Origin of the sequence: Jannaschia maritima (genome assembly GCF_030973515.1) — a bacterium.
GTDB classification, from domain to species: Bacteria; Pseudomonadota; Alphaproteobacteria; order Rhodobacterales; family Rhodobacteraceae; genus Jannaschia; species Jannaschia maritima.
The window spans coordinates 160798-178364 of the sequence record NZ_JARGZA010000004.1 but is presented as its reverse complement, the minus strand read 5'-3'; the positions used below and the strand labels follow the sequence as shown (position 1 = coordinate 178364).

Annotated in this window: 23 protein-coding genes and 1 other RNA gene; 7 read left to right on the top strand and 17 right to left on the bottom strand. The window is 70.1% G+C overall.

The annotated features are described in order from the left end of the window. Window position 1: 1 nt before the first annotated feature. Window positions 2–661 carry a MerR family transcriptional regulator gene (locus tag P0084_RS05205; RefSeq protein ID WP_308915750.1) on the top strand — a complete coding sequence of 220 codons (660 nt, stop codon included), beginning with the start codon at window positions 2–4 and terminating at the stop codon, window positions 659–661. Next, the gene (locus P0084_RS18520; RefSeq protein WP_374213598.1) at window positions 658–876 is read left to right on the top strand and encodes a PIN-like domain-containing protein; all 219 of its coding nucleotides are present in this window, start codon (window positions 658–660) and stop codon (window positions 874–876) included. Before P0084_RS05205 ends, P0084_RS18520 begins: the two co-directional genes overlap by 4 nt. 192 nt (window positions 877–1068) lie before the next feature. On the opposite strand, the gene P0084_RS05200 is transcribed toward P0084_RS18520, so the two are convergent. Next, window positions 1069–1620, bottom strand: coding sequence for a BrnA antitoxin family protein (locus P0084_RS05200; protein WP_308915749.1), 552 nt, complete (start codon window positions 1618–1620; stop codon window positions 1069–1071). A gap of 200 nt (window positions 1621–1820) precedes the next feature. Here P0084_RS05200 and P0084_RS05195 point away from each other — a divergent pair, with 200 nt between their 5' ends. Further along, a complete protein-coding gene (locus tag P0084_RS05195) occupies window positions 1821–2918 on the top strand; it encodes a beta-ketoacyl-ACP synthase III (protein WP_308915748.1) in 1098 nt (365 codons plus the stop codon). Between the two features lie 35 nt (window positions 2919–2953). Next, complete coding sequence (locus P0084_RS05190; RefSeq protein WP_308915747.1) at window positions 2954–3556, top strand: thymidine kinase; 603 nt, start codon at window positions 2954–2956, stop codon at window positions 3554–3556. A 9-nt stretch (window positions 3557–3565) separates the two neighbouring features. Here the strand turns inward: P0084_RS05190 and hisN are convergent, their stop codons facing one another. From hisN to P0084_RS05175, 3 genes are all read right to left on the bottom strand, one after another. Then, window positions 3566–4336 carry a histidinol-phosphatase gene (hisN, locus tag P0084_RS05185; protein ID WP_308915746.1) on the bottom strand — a complete coding sequence of 257 codons (771 nt, stop codon included), beginning with the start codon at window positions 4334–4336 and terminating at the stop codon, window positions 3566–3568. Between the two features lie 86 nt (window positions 4337–4422). Next, window positions 4423–4782 (bottom strand): helix-turn-helix domain-containing protein, encoded by a 360-nt coding sequence (locus P0084_RS05180; RefSeq protein WP_308915745.1) that lies wholly within the window; start codon window positions 4780–4782, stop codon window positions 4423–4425. A 351-nt stretch (window positions 4783–5133) separates the two neighbouring features. Next, a complete protein-coding gene (locus P0084_RS05175) occupies window positions 5134–6021 on the bottom strand; it encodes a LysR family transcriptional regulator (protein WP_308915744.1) in 888 nt (295 codons plus the stop codon). A 256-nt stretch (window positions 6022–6277) separates the two neighbouring features. Here P0084_RS05175 and P0084_RS05170 point away from each other — a divergent pair, with 256 nt between their 5' ends. Beyond that, window positions 6278–7027, top strand: coding sequence for a Bax inhibitor-1/YccA family protein (locus P0084_RS05170; RefSeq protein ID WP_308915743.1), 750 nt, complete (start codon window positions 6278–6280; stop codon window positions 7025–7027). Between the two features lie 68 nt (window positions 7028–7095). Here P0084_RS05170 and P0084_RS05165 read toward each other — a convergent pair whose 3' ends face one another. The 10 genes from P0084_RS05165 to gatC form a co-directional block, all read right to left on the bottom strand. Continuing rightward, window positions 7096–7884: an ion transporter gene (locus P0084_RS05165; protein WP_308915742.1), complete on the bottom strand. Its 789-nt coding sequence runs from the start codon at window positions 7882–7884 to the stop codon at window positions 7096–7098. A gap of 65 nt (window positions 7885–7949) precedes the next feature. Further along, a complete protein-coding gene (locus P0084_RS05160; protein ID WP_308915741.1) occupies window positions 7950–8582 on the bottom strand; it encodes an alpha/beta hydrolase in 633 nt (210 codons plus the stop codon). Further along, window positions 8579–9496, bottom strand: a complete 918-nt coding sequence (locus P0084_RS05155; RefSeq protein WP_308915740.1) for a ring-cleaving dioxygenase — start codon at window positions 9494–9496, stop codon at window positions 8579–8581. Before P0084_RS05155 ends, P0084_RS05160 begins: the two co-directional genes overlap by 4 nt. Before the next feature lie 88 nt (window positions 9497–9584). After that, window positions 9585–10076 (bottom strand): GNAT family N-acetyltransferase, encoded by a 492-nt coding sequence (locus P0084_RS05150; protein WP_308915739.1) that lies wholly within the window; start codon window positions 10074–10076, stop codon window positions 9585–9587. A 78-nt stretch (window positions 10077–10154) separates the two neighbouring features. Next, window positions 10155–10322 (bottom strand): 50S ribosomal protein L33, encoded by a 168-nt coding sequence (gene rpmG / locus P0084_RS05145; RefSeq protein ID WP_028958297.1) that lies wholly within the window; start codon window positions 10320–10322, stop codon window positions 10155–10157. Window positions 10323–10427: 105 nt separating this feature from the next. After that, window positions 10428–10808 carry a PAS domain-containing protein gene (locus P0084_RS05140; RefSeq protein WP_308915738.1) on the bottom strand — a complete coding sequence of 127 codons (381 nt, stop codon included), beginning with the start codon at window positions 10806–10808 and terminating at the stop codon, window positions 10428–10430. A 110-nt stretch (window positions 10809–10918) separates the two neighbouring features. Continuing rightward, window positions 10919–11305, bottom strand: an RNA gene (gene rnpB / locus P0084_RS05135) — RNase P RNA component class A. Window positions 11306–11317: 12 nt separating this feature from the next. After that, complete coding sequence (locus P0084_RS05130; RefSeq protein WP_308915737.1) at window positions 11318–11941, bottom strand: N-acetylmuramoyl-L-alanine amidase; 624 nt, start codon at window positions 11939–11941, stop codon at window positions 11318–11320. Between the two features lie 49 nt (window positions 11942–11990). After that, complete coding sequence (gatA, locus tag P0084_RS05125; RefSeq protein ID WP_308915736.1) at window positions 11991–13478, bottom strand: Asp-tRNA(Asn)/Glu-tRNA(Gln) amidotransferase subunit GatA; 1488 nt, start codon at window positions 13476–13478, stop codon at window positions 11991–11993. 6 nt (window positions 13479–13484) lie between these two features. Then, entirely contained in the window at window positions 13485–13772 is a 288-nt protein-coding gene (gene gatC, locus P0084_RS05120; protein ID WP_308915735.1) for an Asp-tRNA(Asn)/Glu-tRNA(Gln) amidotransferase subunit GatC, read from the bottom strand. Window positions 13773–13876: 104 nt separating this feature from the next. Here gatC and P0084_RS05115 point away from each other — a divergent pair, with 104 nt between their 5' ends. Beyond that, window positions 13877–14362 carry a cupin domain-containing protein gene (locus P0084_RS05115; RefSeq protein ID WP_308915734.1) on the top strand — a complete coding sequence of 162 codons (486 nt, stop codon included), beginning with the start codon at window positions 13877–13879 and terminating at the stop codon, window positions 14360–14362. 37 nt (window positions 14363–14399) lie between these two features. Here P0084_RS05115 and P0084_RS05110 read toward each other — a convergent pair whose 3' ends face one another. From P0084_RS05110 to P0084_RS05100, 3 genes are all read right to left on the bottom strand, one after another. Continuing rightward, complete coding sequence (locus P0084_RS05110) at window positions 14400–14609, bottom strand: hypothetical protein (protein ID WP_308915733.1); 210 nt, start codon at window positions 14607–14609, stop codon at window positions 14400–14402. 317 nt (window positions 14610–14926) lie between these two features. Then, window positions 14927–15802, bottom strand: coding sequence for a TIGR01459 family HAD-type hydrolase (locus tag P0084_RS05105; RefSeq protein WP_308915732.1), 876 nt, complete (start codon window positions 15800–15802; stop codon window positions 14927–14929). Between the two features lie 10 nt (window positions 15803–15812). Continuing rightward, window positions 15813–16730 carry a manganese-dependent inorganic pyrophosphatase gene (locus P0084_RS05100; protein ID WP_308915731.1) on the bottom strand — a complete coding sequence of 306 codons (918 nt, stop codon included), beginning with the start codon at window positions 16728–16730 and terminating at the stop codon, window positions 15813–15815. A gap of 75 nt (window positions 16731–16805) precedes the next feature. Here P0084_RS05100 and P0084_RS05095 point away from each other — a divergent pair, with 75 nt between their 5' ends. Next, the gene (locus tag P0084_RS05095; protein WP_308915730.1) at window positions 16806–17495 is read left to right on the top strand and encodes a DUF2161 domain-containing phosphodiesterase; all 690 of its coding nucleotides are present in this window, start codon (window positions 16806–16808) and stop codon (window positions 17493–17495) included. Window positions 17496–17567 lie beyond the last annotated feature (72 nt).

Sequence of the window (17567 nt, the reverse complement as noted above, 5' to 3'; positions counted from 1 at the left end):
TATGACTGACGGCGTTGCGCCTTCGATAATCGGCCAGGGGGTCTATCCCATCGCTCGTGCGGCCACGTTGATCGGCACGTCGCAAGCCAAGCTGCGCCGCTGGACGAGGGGCACGAGGAAGGTGGAACCCCTCTTCGGAGCTCGCTATCGTGTGTATGACACAAGCGAGCTGAGCTTCGCGGATCTCGTGGAAGCCCGCGTCGTCAATGCATTGCGCAAAGCCGGTATACCGCTTCAAGCCATCCGACACGCAATGGGATTGGCCCGGGATCGGTTCGGTCAGGAACGCCCGTTTGCATCGAGCCGGTTCAAGACGGATGGCCGGGACATATTCATTCTCGTGGGTGAAAAGGCGATCTATAGCCTTTCGCATAAGAATCCGGCTCAGCGGGTCTTTGCGGAGATCGTTGCACCAACCCTGGTCGATCTGGAGTACGAAGAAGGAAGGGCGCGCCGTTGGCGGCCTGAGCATCATGAACGGGTCGTTCTTGACCCAAACCGCGCCTTCGGACGATCCGTGATCGATGCGACGGGCGTTCCTACGGAAACCCTTGTACGCGCCGTCGATCTGCATGGAGTGGAGAGGACGGCACGATACTACGAGGTCCCCGTCGCAGATGTCCGTGCTGCCATAGCCTACGAGGAGGCGCTCGCGGCGTGACGATAACGGTCGTCTTCGACCACAACGTGTCGCCACTGGTGCCGCGTAGTCTTCATCCGCACCTTGCCAACGTCGGCAACGAGGCCGTAGCCCTGTGCGACCGATATCCGAGCGACATCTCGGATATCGATCTGTTCGCCCGTATGATCCCAGCGGGCCGCCATGTTCTCGTAACGATTGATCGAAGGCAGACCCGTAGGAAGGCGGAGCGTTAAGCCCTGTTGGCTAGCGGGGTTCTAGGCCTCTTCATGCCCCCTTCCATTGAGCGGCTACCTCCCATCAAGCAGGCAGCCGCCATGCTGTGGCACTGGGAGGCGATCCTGATCGAGCGTCAGACCCGCGCGGGTGGCTTGCTGATGTTGCCGGCGACGTTGGGGCCGAAAGCGCGTTTCAAGCAAATCTGAGTTTCAACCGGCGTTCTCAGACTGATGATGGTCGAGGTTGTTCACGCGCTCATGTCCCTCCGCGGAAGGCTGAATCCCGCTCGCCTCCAACCTCTCCCGTAACCGCTCCTCCTTCCGCGCCATCTCCGTCACCAACCGCCCCTGAAGTTCGATCACCTTGTTCATCTCGCTCACCAACTCACGCGACATCACGATGTCGCCGTCGCCCCCGTGATGCCACGTCATCCAGTCCTTCCTGAACTTCTCGGGCATCGCGCCGCCATGCAGGAACCCGCCCAGCCGTGACAGCACGAATGCCCGCAGGACCCGGTTCATCCGGGGGCCATAGCCGGGGCCCATCGACTGAAAGAACTTGGCGACGTCCTCGTCCACGCGGATCGTCATCTTGACGGTGCGCTTGGTTCGGTCGCGCCAGATCCCCTCCCATTCGTCTGGGACCTCGCCCTGCTCCGCCGCATGGACCACCATGTCCGCGTCGAAGGCGGCCACGAGGGCGGCGTACTCCTCCCGGTGCTCGCGCTGCCGCGTGCCGGGCTTCCTGCGTATCTGATCCATCGCGGGCTCCATCCTTTTCGGGCGGCACCCTCCGGTGGAGCGGTTAACGGATCGTGGGCGCATCGGTCCGACCGCACGGTCGCGGGGCAGACGCAGGGCAGACGCCGCGCAGACGCGGTGCAGACACCGGTCCGACCCGCCGCCCTTGACCCGCGCCCCCCCGCGCGCCATCCCGTCCGGACCGCATCACGGGGGCCGCCATGCACGACGTCGCCATCACGGGATCGGGCGTCTTCACCCCGCCCCACACGATCACGAACGACGAGCTGGTGGCCGCGTTCAACGCCTATGCCGACCGCCGCAACGCGGAAGGCGCGGACCCGCCGGTGCCCCATTCCTCCGCCGAATTCATCATGTCCGCCAGTGGGATAGGGAACCGCTACGTGATGGACAAGGATGGGATCCTGGATCCCGACCGCATGTTCCCGCGCCTGCCCGAGCGGCCCGACGACGCCCCCTCGCTGATGGCCCAGATGGGCGTGGACGCCTGCGACCGGGCCCTGTCCCGGGCGGGCATCGGGGCGGGGCAGGTCGACGCGGTCCTGTGCGCCGCGTCCAACCACGAACGCGCCTATCCCGCCATCGCGGTCGAGATACAGGATCTGCTGGGATCCCAAGGGTTTGCGTTCGACATGAACGTCGCGTGCAGCTCCGCTACCTTCGGCATCCAGACCGCCGCCGACATGATCCGCGCGGGCTCGATCGATCGGGCGATCGTGGTCAACCCGGAGATCTGTTCGGGCCATCTCGAATGGCGCGACCGGGACTGCCACTTCATCTTCGGCGACGTCGCGACGGCGGTGGTGCTGGAACGCGCCGACCTCGCGCAAGCCCCCGGATTCACGGTGGAATCCACCCGCCTGGCCACGCAGTTCTCCAACAACATCCGCAACAACGACGGCTTCCTGCGCCGCACGCGCGACGCCATGGACGACCGCCGCGACATGCAGTTCGTCCAGGAAGGCCGCAAGGTCTTCAAGGAGGTGCTGCCCCTGGTGTCGACCCACATCGCCGACCACCTGGCCGATGCGGGCGTGCGGGCCGCGGACCTCAAGCGGCTCTGGCTGCACCAGGCCAACAAGGCGATGAACGACTACATCGGCCGCAAGGTCCTGGGGCGCATCCCCGAACCGCACGAGCAGCCCAACATCCTGCAGGACTACGCCAACACATCGTCGGCCGGATCCATCATCGCCTTCGCCAAGCATTCGGACGACCTGGCGGCGGGGGACAGGGGCCTGATCTGCTCGTTCGGGGCGGGCTATTCCGTGGGCTCCGTCCTCCTGACGAAGCGATAGTGCTTGATTTCCACCCGCGCTCGGGGTGACGGACCATGGCGAAGCTGTTCTTCCACTACTCCACGATGAACGCGGGCAAGAGCACGCTGCTCCTGCAGGCCGCCTACAACTACCGCGAAAGGGGGATGCACGCCCACCTGATGACCGCCGCGTTCGACGACCGCGCGGGCCGCATCGGCACCATCGCCAGCCGCATCGGGATCGAAGCGCCCGCCGAAACCTATGGCCCGGACACAGATTTGTTCGCTGCGATGCAGCGGCACAGGGACGGCCACCCCTGCGACTGCCTCCTCGTGGACGAAGCCCAATGGCTGTCGCGCGATCAGGTCTGGCAACTCGCCCGCATCGTGGACGACCTGGCAGTGCCGGTCATGGCCTATGGTCTGCGCGTGGACTTCCGGGGCGAGTTGTTCCCCGGCTCTGCCGCGCTCCTGGCCCTGGCCGACGTGTTGCGGGAGGTTCGAACCGTCTGCCATTGCGGGCGCAACGCCACGATGGTCGTGCGCCGCGATGCCGACGGTCGCGCCGTGACCGAAGGCCCGCAGGTGGAGGTGGGCGGCGACGACCGGTACGTCAGCCTGTGCCGCCGCCACTTCCGCGAAGCGATCGGCGATCGCGAACCGCGCGGCGGCGACTGAGGGGGCCGGCTAGCCCGCGAGATACGCCAGCGCCGCGGCGTGGATCTCCGCATTCGCGGCGGCCACCACGCGTCCGCCGTCCAGGGCCGGCCCGCCGTCCCAGGCGGTCACGATGCCGCCCGCCCCCTCGACCACCCCGATCGGTCCCGCGACGTCATAAGGGTGCAGCCCCGCTTCGACCACCAGATCCACGCAGCCCAACGCCACGAGGGCATAGCCATAGCAGTCCAGACCGTACCGCGTCAGGCGGCAGGCCCCCGCCAAGCGTTCGAACGCGGCCCGCTCGCTCGGCGTGCCGACCTCCGGGAACGTGGACAGGATCGTCGCTTCGCCAAGGCCGGTCGTGCCCCGCGTGCGCAGGGGCCGGACGTCCGCGCCGCGGGTCCAGGTCGCGCCGCCGGCCCACCCCTCGAACCGTTCGCCGGTGAAGGGCTGGTCGATCAGGCCATAGGCGATGCGGTCACCGTCGCGCAGTCCGATCAGCGTCCCCCATGTGGGCGTCCCGCTGATAAACCCCCGTGTCCCGTCGATCGGGTCCAGGACCCAGGTCCGTCCGCTGGTCCCGGCGCGGGCGGCGTGTTCCTCGCCCAGGATCGCATCGTTCGGGAACGCATCGGACAGGACTTGACGCATGGCGTGTTCCGCCTGACGGTCCGCCTGCGTCACGGGATCGAAGGCATCGCCCTTCGTGTCGACCGAAAGCCCGGTCCTGAACTGCGAGAGCGTGATCCGCGCGGCCGCATCGGCCGCATCCCGTGCCGCCCTTCGGATCGTAGACATATCGACGTGATCGGACAATCCGTCCCCTCCGGTTCGGCACGCCGCTGAACGGTGCCGACCGAAAGGTCAAGGCGCGGGCGCCACCCTCAGGCGGCGCTCTCGCTCAGGACGCGGGCCAGGTCGAACAGGCGGCGACGCTGGTTCTCCGGTATGGCGTAATAGGACCGGATCAGCTCCATCGCTTCCTTGTCGGACAGGAAATCCTGTTCCGCGTGCTGCGCGACGCCGTCCTCCAGCCCTTCGAAGAAGTGGCCGACGGGCACGCCCAGCGTGTTCGCGATCTCGTACAGGCGGGAGGCGGAGACACGGTTCATCCCGGTCTCGTACTTCTGGATCTGCTGGAACTTGATGCCGACCTTCTCGGCCAGCTGCTGCTGGGTCATGCCCACCATCCAGCGACGATGCCTCACGCGTTTGCCCACGTGGATGTCCACGGGATGCTTCATGGTTCGCTCCTTTCGAGCGGCTGCGCGGTTACGGGAACACGCAGCGCTGGACCGGAATGTTCACGCCATGCGTGTGCGGCCCGCCTGGAGGGAACGTAGTCGCTGCAGTGGCCGCAGGGCAACGCAAACCTGCGCCCACGAATGCAAAGGCGCGTCCACCTTTACCGCCCATCGGGGGAGGTCCGCGAACGCCTTCCAAGCTATTTTCCTGTGGCGCGAAGGGCTTGTCGACGGTGCGAAGGCGCATCTCGACGCCCCCGCATCGGCGACGTCCTGCCGCCGGATCGCGCCGCCGAAGACCCGGATCCGCGCCGCACCGGCGCACGACGGGCGAGATCGGGGGACGACGGATCAGGCGACCGACGACAGCGGCGCCTCGCCCCGCCGCGCGGACGCGCGATAGACGTCGCGGATGATCTCCAGCAACCTGTCCCGAGGCGCGTCCGCCCCCGTGGACGTCCAATAGAGCGTGATCGCCACGTCGCCCACGTCGGGCAGCGCGCCCGCGGGCACGGGACGCAGCTCCCCGGTGTCGAACCCGGCTAGCAGGATGTGGCAGGCCAGGTCCGCGCTGACGCTGGCGTCGATGGCGCGCGAGTTGCAGGCCGTGATTGCAACCTCCCAGGGTATACCGGCATCCTCCAGGGCGGCCTGCGCCGCGCTGCGGAACAGGCAGGCCTCCTCGAAGGCCAGGCGCAGGGGCCGCTGGGCGAACGCGACGCCGTCCACCGCGCCGACCCAGACCAGGGGCAGGCGGACGACCTCCTCGCCGCCGGGGCCGGCTCGCGTCTCGGTGCCCAGGATGACGTCGCATTCGCCGCGGACGAACATGTCGTGCAGCTTCATCGTCACCGACGAGGTCAGGGTCAGACGGATGCGGGGGTACTCGGCGGCGAAGGCGCGCAGGATGGCGGGCACGGCATGCGGCACGATGTCGTGGGGCACGCCCAGCCGGATCTCGCCCTCCGGCTCCTGCTGGCGCATCCGCTCGATCATCTCGTCGTTCAGCGCCAGCATCCGCCGGGCCAGGACCAGCGCGGCTTCCCCCTGCTGGGTCAGGCGGACGCCGCGGGGGTCGCGCTCCAGCAGGCGCTGGTCCAACGCCTCCTCCAGGCGCTTCAACTGCATGGACACGGCGGACTGCGTCAGGTGCAGCAGCGCCGCGGCACGCGTCACGCCGCCCGCCTGCGCCACGGTGGCGAAGGCGCGCAGGGCGGTCAGGTCGAGGTTGCGGGGCATGGCTTGACTCATCGGTGGAGGCACGGTCCCCCGGACCCTAGCGGGTGGGGCGCGCATGGTGAAACGGAATGATCGAATGACCGTCATTCGAAGACGTGATGACCCACACGCGGAGAACGCCACAGTGGCGATAGAGACAATCAATCGAAACGGCCCGTTCCCGCCCGCGCTGCATCTTGAAACCGGCCCGGATCCGTCCGATATCCGTACCCGAGGGACCCGCGTCCCGCATCCATTCACCCCCTGGAGGAGTTCCATGGCTCAATTCGACACCCTCCGCACCGGTCCCGGCGTATCCGGTGCCCGCGCCGCGGAGATCGATCAGGGCCTCCGCGCCCATATGAACAAGGTCTACGGCACGATGGCCGTGGGCATGCTGATCACCTTCGCCGCCGCCTGGGCCATCTCCGGCATGGCGGTCGTGGACGGGCAACTGACGGCGCTGGGCGCCGCGCTCTACACCTCGCCCCTGCGGTGGGTGGTGATGTTCGCGCCGCTGATCTTCGTGTTCGGCCTGTCCATGGGCATCAACAAGCTGTCCGCCGCGGCGGCGCAGTTGCTGTTCTACGTGTTCGCCGCCGTGATGGGCGTGTCGATCAGCTCGATCTTCCTGGTCTTCACGGGCGAGAGCATCGCGCAGGTGTTCCTGGTCACCGCCATCGCCTTCGCGGCCCTGTCGCTCTGGGGCTATACCACGAAGAAGGATATCAGCGGCTGGGGCACGTTCCTGATCATGGGCGTGATCGGCCTGATCGTGGCGTCGGTGGTCAACATCTTCCTGGCGTCCTCCGCGCTGGCCTTCGCGGTGTCCGCGATCGGCGTGCTGATCTTCGCGGGCCTGACCGCCTACGATACGCAGCGCATCAAGACCGAGTACGTGGCCCACGCGGCCCACGGCGACGGGGAATGGCTGGGCAAGGCCGCCATCATGGGCGCGCTGAGCCTGTACCTGAACTTCATCAACATGTTCATGATGCTGCTGTCGCTGTTCGGCAACCGCGAGTGATCGCAGCGACATGACGAGGTCGGGGCCGTCCTTCGGGGCGGCCCTTTTTCGTTGGCGGATCGTCGGCGTCAGGTCCGGTCGCGCGCGGTGTCCGTCTGCTCCAGCCGCGCCTCGATCTGGCGCAGCCGGTCCAGCACCTCGTCGCGATAGGCGTCGGTCGCGGCGTTGCTTTCCTCCGCATGGGCGTCCTGCATCGAGTTGACGATCAGGCCGACCAGCAGGTTCACCACCGCAAAGGTCGTCAGCAGGATGAAGGGCACGAAGAACGCCCAGGCCAGCGGATAGACCTCCATCACCGGGCGGACGATGCCCATGGACCACGATTCCAGCGTCATGATCTGGAACAGCGAATAGGCCGACCGGGGCAGGGACCCGAACCATTCGCCGAACGACGCGCCGAACAGCTTCGTCGCCATGACCGCCCCGATGTAGAAGACCAGCCCCATCAGGACGAACACGCTGGCCATGCCGGGCAGGGCGCTGACGAAGCCCTCCACCACGCGGCGCAGGCGCGGCATCACCGATATCACCCGCAGCAGGCGCAGGATCCGCAGGGCCCGCAGCACCGACAGCGTCTGCGCGCCGGGGACCAAGCTGATGCCCACGATGACGGCGTCGAACAGGTTCCACCCCGACCGGAAGAACCGCCCCCCGAAGGCATAGAGCTTCAGCAGCAGCTCCACCACGAAGATGCCCAGGCAGACGCGGTCCAACGTGACGATCAACGGCCCGGCCCGGTCCATCAACGCGGGCGACGTCTCCATCCCCAGCAGGACGGCGTTGAACAGGATGACGGCGATGATGGCGTTGCGCACCCGTGGCGTGTCCAGCCACCGGCGCAGGCGTTCGCGATGCATGATGTCGTCCCCCGGGCGGATCCGCGGCGATATGCGGATCCGCCCGGGGTGGCGTCAAGGCCGCGTCAGGCCAGGCGGGCCAGCAGGTCGCGCGCGGCGGCGATGCCGTCCGGCATGGGCTGATGCCCCGGGCCGGGATGGGTCAGCATCCGCGCGTCCGCGCCCAGCCCGTCCAGCACCTCGGCGGAGGCGCGGGCGCGGGCCAGGGGGATGTGCGGGTCGCGTTCGTGACAGGTCACGACCGCCGCCGTGCCGGCCAGGTCGGTGGGGTAGTCGAACGCCTTGCCCGCATGACCATGGAGGGCATCGTCCGGGCCGCCCACGTCCGACGTGCCCACCAGCCCGCCGGAGAACGCGATGACGGCCCCGACGCCCGCCCCCCGCCGGGCCGCCCATTCCAGCCCCAGGCAGGCGCCCTGGCTGAAGCCCAGGACGGCGATCCGGTCGCGGGGCAGGGCCAGCGCCGCCACCGCGGCGTCCACCGCGTCCAGTCCGCGTGCGACATGCGGTTCCATCTGCGCGCTGGGCGCCAGGAACGAGGTCGGCCACCAGGACCGTCCCTCCGCCTCCGGCGCGACCAAGGCGAAGCCGGTGGCGTCCAGGGGCGCCACCAGCCCCGCCATGTCCACGGCCGACCCGCCCCGCCCGTGAAGCAGGACCAGCCCGGTCGCGGCGCCGTCCGGACCGCCGCGCATCATGTCCGGATCTCCGGCAGGACCGCCTCGATCCGGTCGCGCAGGGGTTCGTGCTGGGCGGGCAGCTTCAACGCCTCGCCCAGATGATCCAGCGATTCGTCCGCCGTGAAGCCCGGCGGGTCGGTGGCGATCTCGAACAGGACGCCGCCGGGTTCGCGGAAGTAGATCGCGTTGAAGTACTGCCGGTCGATCACGGGCGTGACCTGCATGCCCGCCGTCAGCATCCGGTCGCGCCACGCCAGTTGCTCCGCGTCGTCCTTCGCCCGGAACGCGACATGGTGGATGGATCCGGCACCGGGCCGCGCACGGGGGGCGCCGTCCTGCCGGAACAGGTCCACGACCCGGCCGCGCGCCTCGCCCGGGGCGATCAGCCGCAACCGTTCGGCGCCGTCCGCCGCCTCGTGCCCGGCCTCCGCGTATCCCATGCGATCGACCAGCAGGTCGCGGGTGGGCCCCAGGTCGTCCAGCCAAAGCGTCACGCCGTGGAAGCCGCCCGCCGCGGGATCGTGGTCGCCGGGTTCCGTCACCAGCTCGACCCGCTTCCCGTCGGGGTCAGCGACGGTGAAGACCGGCTGGCCGAACCGTTCGACGGGGTCCGACACCTCGGCCCCCCTGGCCGCGACCTCGCGCAGCCAATCGTCCGCGACGCGGTCCCCGATCGAATAGCCGTAGGCCGACGCCTCGCCCGAACCGGGCCGGCCGGGGGCGGCGTGCGCGAAGGGGAAGAAGGTCAGGATGGTCCCCGGCTCCGCCGTCCGGTTGCCGTAATACAGGTGATAGGTGCCGGGATCGTCGAAGTTCACGGTCTTCTTGACCAACCGCTGATCCATGACCTTCGTGAAGAAGTCGACGTTGGCCTGTGGCGGACCGCTGATCGCGGTGACGTGGTGCAGGCCGGTGATGCTGTGATCGGACATGGGGCGCCCCCTCCTGTTCTCGTGTCGGCAGATAGGTCGGGATGGCCGCGCCCCCATCCAACCCGCGCCCGTGCACAGGATTCGTGCGTTACAGGCGGGCCCGCATCTCGATCGACGGGAAGACGATCCCGTTCCGCAGGGCCACGTCCACGGGCCCCACGACCTCGAAGCCCAGCGAGGCATAGAACGGCACGGCGGTCCGGGTCGACAGGCACTGCATCGCGCGGACGCCCGCGCCGCGCGCCTGACCCAGGGCCGCCTCCATCAGCGCGCGCGCCAGCCCCCGCCGCGTGCGGGCCGGGTCCACCGCCAGATGGCGCACGCTGCCCCATCCGCGCGGCGCGGTCCGGCCGCGGGGCGGGGCGGCGGTCCAGCCGCCGCAGGCCACGGCGCGGCTCCCGTCGGTCGTCACCCAATGGGTGCCCGATGCCAGCAACGCCGGCTGCGCGCGGGATATCAATGGCAGGGCCGTGACCAGGACCGAGGGCGGATAGTCCGCCTTCAGCAGCGCCGGATAGCTGCGGGCCAGCAGCGCGTCGATGGCGGGCAGGTCGGCGGGCGTGGCGATGCGTGGTTCCACGGGCGGGGTCCCCGAAACGAGGAAGGGGCCGCGCGGCACGTGCCGGGCGACCCCTTCGGATACCGGATGGGCAGGATCTTACTTGATCTTGCCTTCCTTGTACTCGACATGCTTGCGCGCGACGGGGTCGTACTTCCGCACCGACATCTTCTCGGTCATGGTGCGGGCGTTCTTCTTCGTGACGTAGAAATGCCCCGTCCCGGCGGAGGAGTTCAGGCGGATCTTGATGGTGGTCGGCTTGGCCATGGCGCGTCTCCTGCAAGGGGGCGCGGTCGGGTCACGCGGCCCCGCGCCGAAATCTGGAAGCGTCCCCTTACCAGCCCGCGACCCCCTGTCAAGCGGATGGCCCGGTCAGCCGGGGTCCAGCGCCAGCAGCACCAATCCCATCGCGCACGGGGACAGGGACAGGGTCACGCATCCGCCACCAGGGCGCAGCGTCTCCAGGTCCAGCGCGATCCGCACCGCGTGGCCGGACCGGGCCTGCTGCAGGGCGGCGCGGATGCCCGCGCGGGAATGGGCGGGCCAGAAGGACGATAGCGACAGGCCGGTCAGGTCGTCCTCCGGGGCGAAGCCCAGGGCGTCCAGGGCGGCCGCGTTGACGACGGCGATCGTTCCGTCCTGTCGCAACAGGCCCAGGCACGCGCGCGACCGCCGGACCGCATCCAGCGCGCCGCCCTCGCGACGGGGGCGTGGCCGCGGGGCTGCGGCGAAGGCCATCTGTGCATCGGTCATCCGTCCTCCGGCGGCGGGGCCCCCGCCCCTGCCTTTGCGTAAACATGCGTCGCGCAACCCATTTGGCAACGACGAGGGTTAATGGATGCTCAACCTGCGGTCGAAAGGCATCATGCGGGGGGCCTGTAAGCCGGATTCTGTGTCCCCCGGGGGGGGCGGCGACCATTCATCTCGACCGCGCATCGCTGCGGGCCTGAAGCTGCCAACCCGGACCGCGGGGGCGAAGCACCCCTGCCGCACGCGGCGTGCGGTCCCTATTCGGCATTGCTCCCGGTGGGGCTTGCCATGCGGGGCCCGTCGCCGCGCCCCCGGTGGGCCCTTACCCCACCGTTTCACCCTTGCCGCCCCGCGGGACGGCGGTCTGTTCTCTGTGGCGCTATCCGTCGGCTTCCCGTCGGGTTCCCCCGACGATCGCCGCCCGGGCGTTACCCGGCACCGTCGCTTCGTGGAGTCCGGACTTTCCTCGGATCGAAACCCGCGGCCGCCCGGCCCCCCGCACGGCCAGCGCGCTAGCCCAGCAGGGGCGCCGCGTCAATCAGCCCGGCCGCCACCGCCATGTCGTCCCCGTCCAGCGGTCCCCCGGCGCCGGGGCGGAACCGCAGGCGCACGGCCGCCAGCAGCGCCGCGTCGGGGACCCCTGCCGTATAGCCGAAGCGCCGGGCGCGGTCGCGGAACCGGGCGGGGTCCGGCGCCTCGCGCGGCGCGGCGCGGGGCCACACCGCCAGCCCACTTCGCGCCAGCCCGCGCCAGTCGAACCGCGCGCCCGGGTCGATCTTGCGTCCGGGCGCCAGGTCGGAATGCCCGATCACGCCCGCGGGCCCGATGCCGTGCCGGTCCATGATCCCCCGCAGGAGCCCGCGAAGGGCGGCCATCTGCGCCGCCGCGAAGGGGTGGTCGCCCCTGTTGCACAGCTCGATCCCGACGGACGCGGAGTTGACGTCCGCGCATCCCATCCAGGACCCCGCGCCCGCGTGCCAGGCGCGCCGGTCCTCCGGCACCATGACGACCACCGTGCCGTCCCCGCCCACGACGTAATGGGCGGACAATTCGGTCGCGGGGTCCCCGAACCACCGCACCACCGGGTCGAGGCCCGCCATCGCGGTATAGTGCAGGACGATCAGCGATGGGACCACGCCGCCGCGGCGTTCGCCGTGGTTGGGCGTGGGAACCTCCCGGATCAGGTCACCACCACCGGTCCGGCCTGGCGGCGAACCCGGCCCGGGCTTCCAGCGCATGGGCGGCGGACAGCAGCGCCCCTTCCTCCCAGGGCTTGCCGATCAGCTGCAGGCCCAGCGGCAGGCCCGCGGCGTCCAGCCCGGCGGGCACGCTGATGCCCGGCAGCCCGGCCAGGTTCACCGTGACCGTGAACACGTCGTTCAGGTACATCCGGATCGGATCGGCATCCGCCATCGCGCCCAGGGGAAAGGCCGCCGACGGCGTGGTGGGCGTCAGGATCGCATCCACCCCGTCCTCGAACACCTGCTCGAAGTCCCGCTTGATCAGGGCCCGGACCTTGCGCGCGCGGTTGTAGTACGCGTCGTAGAACCCCGCCGACAGCACGTAGGTGCCGACCATCACGCGGCGCTGCACCTCCGGGCCGAACCCTTCGGCGCGCGTCTTCTCGTACAGATCCGTGATGCCGTCGCCCTGGCTCAACGCCGCCCGGTGCCCGAACCGCACCCCGTCGTAACGCGCCAGGTTGGACGACGCCTCCGCCGGCGCGATGACGTAATACGCGGGCAGTGCGTACTTCGTGTGCGGCAGGCTGATGTCGCGCATCGTGGCGCCCGCGTCGCGCAGCATGTCCATGCCCCGCCGCCACAGCGCCTCGATCTCGTCGGGCATCCCGTCCATGCGGTATTCCCGCGGCACGCCGATGACCCGGCCCGCGACGCCGTCCTCCAGCATCGCCTCGAAGTCGGGAACGCCGCGCGGGGCGGAGGTGCTGTCCTTCGGGTCGTGGCCGCACATCGCGCGCAGCAGGATCGCCGCGTCGCGCACGTCGCGCGTCATCGGGCCGGCCTGGTCCAGGCTGGACGCGAAGGCCACGATCCCCCACCGGCTGACCCGGCCATAGGTCGGCTTGATGCCCACGATCCCCGTGAACGCCGCCGGCTGCCGGATCGACCCGCCCGTGTCGGTCCCCAGGGCGGCCAGGCACAGGCCCGCGGCCACCGCGGCTGCCGATCCGCCCGACGACCCGCCGGGCGTCAGGTCCGCGTTCGACCCCTTCGCCCGCCAGGGGTTCACGACGGGGCCATAGGTCGACGTCTCGTTGCTGCTGCCCATGGCGAACTCGTCCATGTTCAGCTTGCCGGTCATCACCGCGCCGTCGGCGAACAGCCGGTCCGTGACGGTGGACTCGTATTCCGGGCGGAACCCGTCCAGGATCTTCGATCCCGCCTGCGACCGCACGCCCTTCGTGCAGAACAGGTCCTTCACCCCGATGGGGATCCCGCACAGGTCGGGCGCGTCGCCCCCCGCCAGCCGCTCGTCCGCCGCCGCCGCCTGCTGCAGCGCCAGGTCCGGCGTGGGCGTGACCACGGCGTTCAGCACGGCCCCCGCCTCGGCCGCGTCCAGATAGGCCTGCGCCAGGCCGGCGGCAGTGACGTCGCCGCGGCGCAGGGCGTCGCGCGCCCCCGCAAGGGACAGGTCGGTCAGGTCGGACATCGCAGCCTACTCCACCACCTTGGGGACGGCGAAGAAGCCCTCCCGCGCTTCGGGGGCGTTCGCCAGCACCGCGTCGGCCTGACCGCCCTCCGTCACGACGTCGTCGCGGCGGGGCAGGCGCATGGGCGTCACCGACGTCATCGGCGCCACGCCGTCCACGTCGACCTCGCGCAGCTGTTCCACGAAGGACAGGATCGCGTTGAACTCGCCCGCCAGGGCGTCCAGCCGGTCGTCCGGCACCCGGATGCGGGCCAGCGAGGCGACCTTACGCGCGGTTTCGCGGTCGATGGACATGGGCACCCCCGTTCCGGTTCGGCCCGTCCCTTAGCGGCGCGGGCAGGGGGGTTCAACGGGGCGCGCGGGCGGTGCTAGCCTGCCGACCGAAGGGGGACGAGCCCATGACCACCGACACCTATCTGCTGCGCGCCGCCGACATCGAAGCGATGGCGGGGCGGGACAAGACCCATTTCCTGAACCCCGACGCCCGGCGCCGGAACAGGTCGCTGGGCGACGCCACCGGACTGACCGGCCTGGGCATCCATCTGATCGAGGTCGAGCCCGGGCACGAGACGACCGAGTATCACCGCCACCACCACGAGGACGAGGCCGTCTTCGTCCTGTCCGGCACCGCCACCGCCACGACGGGGGACGAGGACCACCCGATCGGGCCGGGCGACTTCGTGGGCTACCGCGCAGGCGGGCTGGCGCACACGATCCGCAACACCGGGACCGCGACCCTGCGCCTCCTGGTGATGGGGCAGCGCCTGCCCCACGACGTCGGCGACTATCCCCGCCGGGGGAAGCGCATCTATCGCCAGGCGGGCTTGGCGCCGGACCTGGTGGACATGGACGCCATCGAGCATCCCGCGATGGGCGCCAAGTAGGGGCGCCCTGCCGTTCGCCCCCGCCGGGGTCCGCGCGTCAGGCCGCGGGGCCGCGCCACGGAAGCGCCCAGGCCACGAGGGCCAGCGCGACCGCGCCCGCCGCGATCAGCGGATGGCGCGGCGCGTGCGGCAGCGCGGGCATCGTGAAGTGCTGGACGTCGTCCAGCATGATCCGCGCCTCCAGCTCGAACTGCGCGATGGCGGCCTCGCGGCGCCTGGTCTGCATGCGGTCGTCATGGTCGGTCATCCGTTCCCCTCCGTCTGGTCCTGAAGCCACAGGGTCGAACGAACGCGCTTAAGGATAGGTTAACGCGGCACGGGCCGCGTCCGGTGTGGCACCGCCGCCCGCCATTCCCGAAGCGCCCCGTCGGCTCCAGGTCCGAGCGATCGGCGGAACGTCTTCGACGGGGCCGGCATGGCCGCGCCGCCCACCGGCACCCGTTCACCCGCCGCGCTGCACCGCGCGCCCGCCATGCTGCACCATGCGCCCGGGCGGACGAAACTTCGGTGGATGCCGATCACCGCCGACACCGCGTCGCGGGTCCGCTCCCGGGCGTACGATCGTTACCGAAGCGTGCCGATCACGTATTGCGGGGCGATCCCTTCCGCCGCCGCGAAGGCCGCCAGCATCTCCGGCTCCGGGTCGCCGCCGTGGACGGTGCCCGTCTCCGCGGCGGCCAGGCCGCCGGACACGAACAGTAGGTCCAGATCCTCGCCCATCGCCCCGCGCGCGTCGGTCAGCACGCCGTCGCCCACGCACAGGATGTTGCCGTCCGCCACGTCGGCCACCTGCGCCAGCCGCCGCCGCGCCAGGTCGTAGATCGGGGGATAGGGCTTCCCGAAATAGAGCGATTCGCCCCCCATCTGCGTGTAGAGCCGCGCCACCGCGCCCGCGCACCATTCGCGCACGTCACCACGGTCCACCACGATGTCCGGGTTGGCGCAGAGCAGCTTCAGCCCGTGGACCTTCGCGGACAGCAGTTGCGGGCGCAGGACCTCCGGGTCGGCCAGGGGGTCGAACGGGCCGGTGCAGGCGATGCCCTCCGCCAGTTCCAGCTCCACCCGCTCGATGGCCACGGGGTCGTCCAGGACCGACGGGGGCACGAAGAACGACGCGTCCACCTGCGGGTGCCCCAGATGCCACACGCGCGTCCCGATGGCGCCGGTGAACATCGCCACGCGCGCGCTGTCGCCGGACGTGGCGATGTCGTCCCAGGCATCGCGCGTCACGCCGATGCGGTCCAGTTGCTCGGCCACCGAATGGCGGGGCCGGGGCGCGTTCGTCACCAGGATCACCCGACCCCCCCGCGCGCGATAGGCCGCCAGCGCTTCCGGCGCGCCGGCGATGGGGTGGATGCCGTCGTGCACGCAGCCCCACACGTCCACGAACAGCGCGTCGTATTGGGCCGATATCTCCTCCAGCGAGGCGACGATCCTCATGGCAGGGGCCTCATGTCTTCAGAACGGGGATGATCTGCTTCTTGCGGCTCAGGACGCCGGGCAGGACCACGGTGTCGCCTTCGGGCTCCACGCCGAAGCTGGCCTTGGCGACGGACGCCACCAGCGGGTTCGGGACGAGCAGCGTCGCCTCCTCCGCCAGGATGTCGACCACGAACAGCAGCACCTGGTTCACCCCGTCCTCGACCGCGACGGAGGCCATGCTCTCCATCAGGCTGGCCTTGCGCGACAGGATCGCGTCCGGCGCGGTCGTTTCCAGAACGGACACGCGGAACGTCGTGTCGCCCACGGCGTATTCCTTGCTGTCCATCCGCAGGAGCTCCGCGTCGCTGAACCGGCTGACGTCGGACTTCGCGGCGAACATGGCGTCCGACAACTCGCCCATGTCCACGCCCAGGTCGTCCGCCAGCCGTTCGGCCACCGCGCGGTCGTGATCGGTCGTCGTGGGCGAGCGGAACGCCAGCGTATCGGACAGGATGCAGGTCAGGATCGCGCCCTTGATCCCGTCGGGCGCGGTGTCCAGCGTGCCGCCCATCAGGTCGGCCATGATCGTCGCCGTGCAGGCCAGGGGCCGGATCGTGATGTCGATGGGCCCCGCCGTTTCCAGCCCGCCGACCAGCTTGTGGTGATCGATGATCTGCCGGATGTCCGCCCGGTCGATGCCCGGGGGCAATTCGGCCGGGTTGTTGGTGTCCACGACCACGACCGGCTGGCCGTCCTCCAGGTGGTCCACGATGCGCGGATGCTCCAGCCCGAAGCGGTCCAGCATGAACGCGGCCTCCGTGTTGGGCTCGCCCAGCAGCACGGGTTCGGCGTCGGTGCCGGTCTGGTTCAGGTACCAGGCCCAGACGATGGGGCTGCCGGTGGAATCGGTGTCGGGCGACTTGTGCCCGAGGACGAGGGTGGTCATCGTAGCGGTCCCATCAAACGTCGGGGGAGGAATGGCGCCGTCCCCCTAGCAACCGCCCCGCAGGATGTCACGCGCATGGCCCGGCTGCCTGAAACCGCCCTCTATCCGCCGGTGAAGGCCTTCCTCGAAGCCCAGGGCTACGCCGTGAAGGGCGAGGTCGGGCCGGCCGACGTCGTGGGCGTCCGCGGTGCCGAGCCCCCCGTCGTGGTCGAGTTGAAGGCCGCGTTCTCGCTGACGCTGCTGCAGCAGGGCATCGCCCGCCAGGCGGTCACGCCGCACGTCTATCTCGGCGTGCCCGACCCGGCCGGACGCCGGGGCTGGTCCGCGCTGAAGGCAAACCTGAAGCTCGCCCGCCGGTTGTCGCTGGGCGTGCTGACCGTGCGCGGGGCCGACGGCCACGTCACGCCGCGCCTCGACCCCGGCCCGTTCCGCCCCCGCCTGATGACCAAGCCCGCGCAGCGCCTGCTGCGCGAGTTCGCGGCCCGTCGCGGCGACCCCACGCCCGGCGGCGCGACGCGCGACGGCCTCGTCACGGCCTACCGGCAGGACTGCATCGCCATCGCGGGTCACCTGCGCGCGCATGGACCGAGTCGGGGCCGCGACGTCGCGGCGGCGACCGGCGTGGCGCGGGCGACGACCATGATGCGCGACGATCATTACGGTTGGTTCCGCAAGGTCTCGGTCGGAACCTATGCCCTGACCGAGGCGGGTGAGGGCGCGACCGGGCGCGACCGCGGGTTTCTGCAAGGGCGGGATTGCGGATAAGGTGTCGGACGGATATCCGACGCGGAGCAGACGTAGGGCAGACACGCACCGAACGGTCCCTTTCGGGCCTTC

Bases quoted from the DNA above. Each gene is read 5' to 3' on its own strand.
- P0084_RS05170 (WP_308915743.1), top strand. From the start codon at position 6,278: ATGGCTCAATTCGACACCCTCCGCACCGGTCCCGGCGTATCCGGTGCC.
- P0084_RS05140 (WP_308915738.1), bottom strand. From the start codon at position 10,808: ATGACCGATGCACAGATGGCCTTCGCCGCAGCCCCGCGGCCACGCCCC.
- gatA (WP_308915736.1), bottom strand. From the start codon at position 13,478: ATGTCCGACCTGACCGACCTGTCCCTTGCGGGGGCGCGCGACGCCCTG.
- P0084_RS05175 (WP_308915744.1), bottom strand. From the start codon at position 6,021: ATGCCCCGCAACCTCGACCTGACCGCCCTGCGCGCCTTCGCCACCGTG.
- P0084_RS05165 (WP_308915742.1), bottom strand. From the start codon at position 7,884: ATGCATCGCGAACGCCTGCGCCGGTGGCTGGACACGCCACGGGTGCGC.
- P0084_RS05110 (WP_308915733.1), bottom strand. From the start codon at position 14,609: ATGACCGACCATGACGACCGCATGCAGACCAGGCGCCGCGAGGCCGCC.
- gatC (WP_308915735.1), bottom strand. From the start codon at position 13,772: ATGTCCATCGACCGCGAAACCGCGCGTAAGGTCGCCTCGCTGGCCCGC.
- P0084_RS05155 (WP_308915740.1), bottom strand. From the start codon at position 9,496: ATGTCCGATCACAGCATCACCGGCCTGCACCACGTCACCGCGATCAGC.
- P0084_RS05100 (WP_308915731.1), bottom strand. From the start codon at position 16,730: ATGACCACCCTCGTCCTCGGGCACAAGTCGCCCGACACCGATTCCACC.
- P0084_RS05190 (WP_308915747.1), top strand. From the start codon at position 2,954: ATGGCGAAGCTGTTCTTCCACTACTCCACGATGAACGCGGGCAAGAGC.
- P0084_RS05200 (WP_308915749.1), bottom strand. From the start codon at position 1,620: ATGGATCAGATACGCAGGAAGCCCGGCACGCGGCAGCGCGAGCACCGG.
- P0084_RS05160 (WP_308915741.1), bottom strand. From the start codon at position 8,582: ATGATGCGCGGCGGTCCGGACGGCGCCGCGACCGGGCTGGTCCTGCTT.
- P0084_RS05115 (WP_308915734.1), top strand. From the start codon at position 13,877: ATGACCACCGACACCTATCTGCTGCGCGCCGCCGACATCGAAGCGATG.
- rpmG (WP_028958297.1), bottom strand. From the start codon at position 10,322: ATGGCCAAGCCGACCACCATCAAGATCCGCCTGAACTCCTCCGCCGGG.
- P0084_RS05195 (WP_308915748.1), top strand. From the start codon at position 1,821: ATGCACGACGTCGCCATCACGGGATCGGGCGTCTTCACCCCGCCCCAC.
- hisN (WP_308915746.1), bottom strand. From the start codon at position 4,336: ATGTCTACGATCCGAAGGGCGGCACGGGATGCGGCCGATGCGGCCGCG.
- P0084_RS05095 (WP_308915730.1), top strand. From the start codon at position 16,806: ATGGCCCGGCTGCCTGAAACCGCCCTCTATCCGCCGGTGAAGGCCTTC.
- P0084_RS05105 (WP_308915732.1), bottom strand. From the start codon at position 15,802: ATGAGGATCGTCGCCTCGCTGGAGGAGATATCGGCCCAATACGACGCG.
- P0084_RS05205 (WP_308915750.1), top strand. From the start codon at position 2: ATGACTGACGGCGTTGCGCCTTCGATAATCGGCCAGGGGGTCTATCCC.
- P0084_RS05180 (WP_308915745.1), bottom strand. From the start codon at position 4,782: ATGAAGCATCCCGTGGACATCCACGTGGGCAAACGCGTGAGGCATCGT.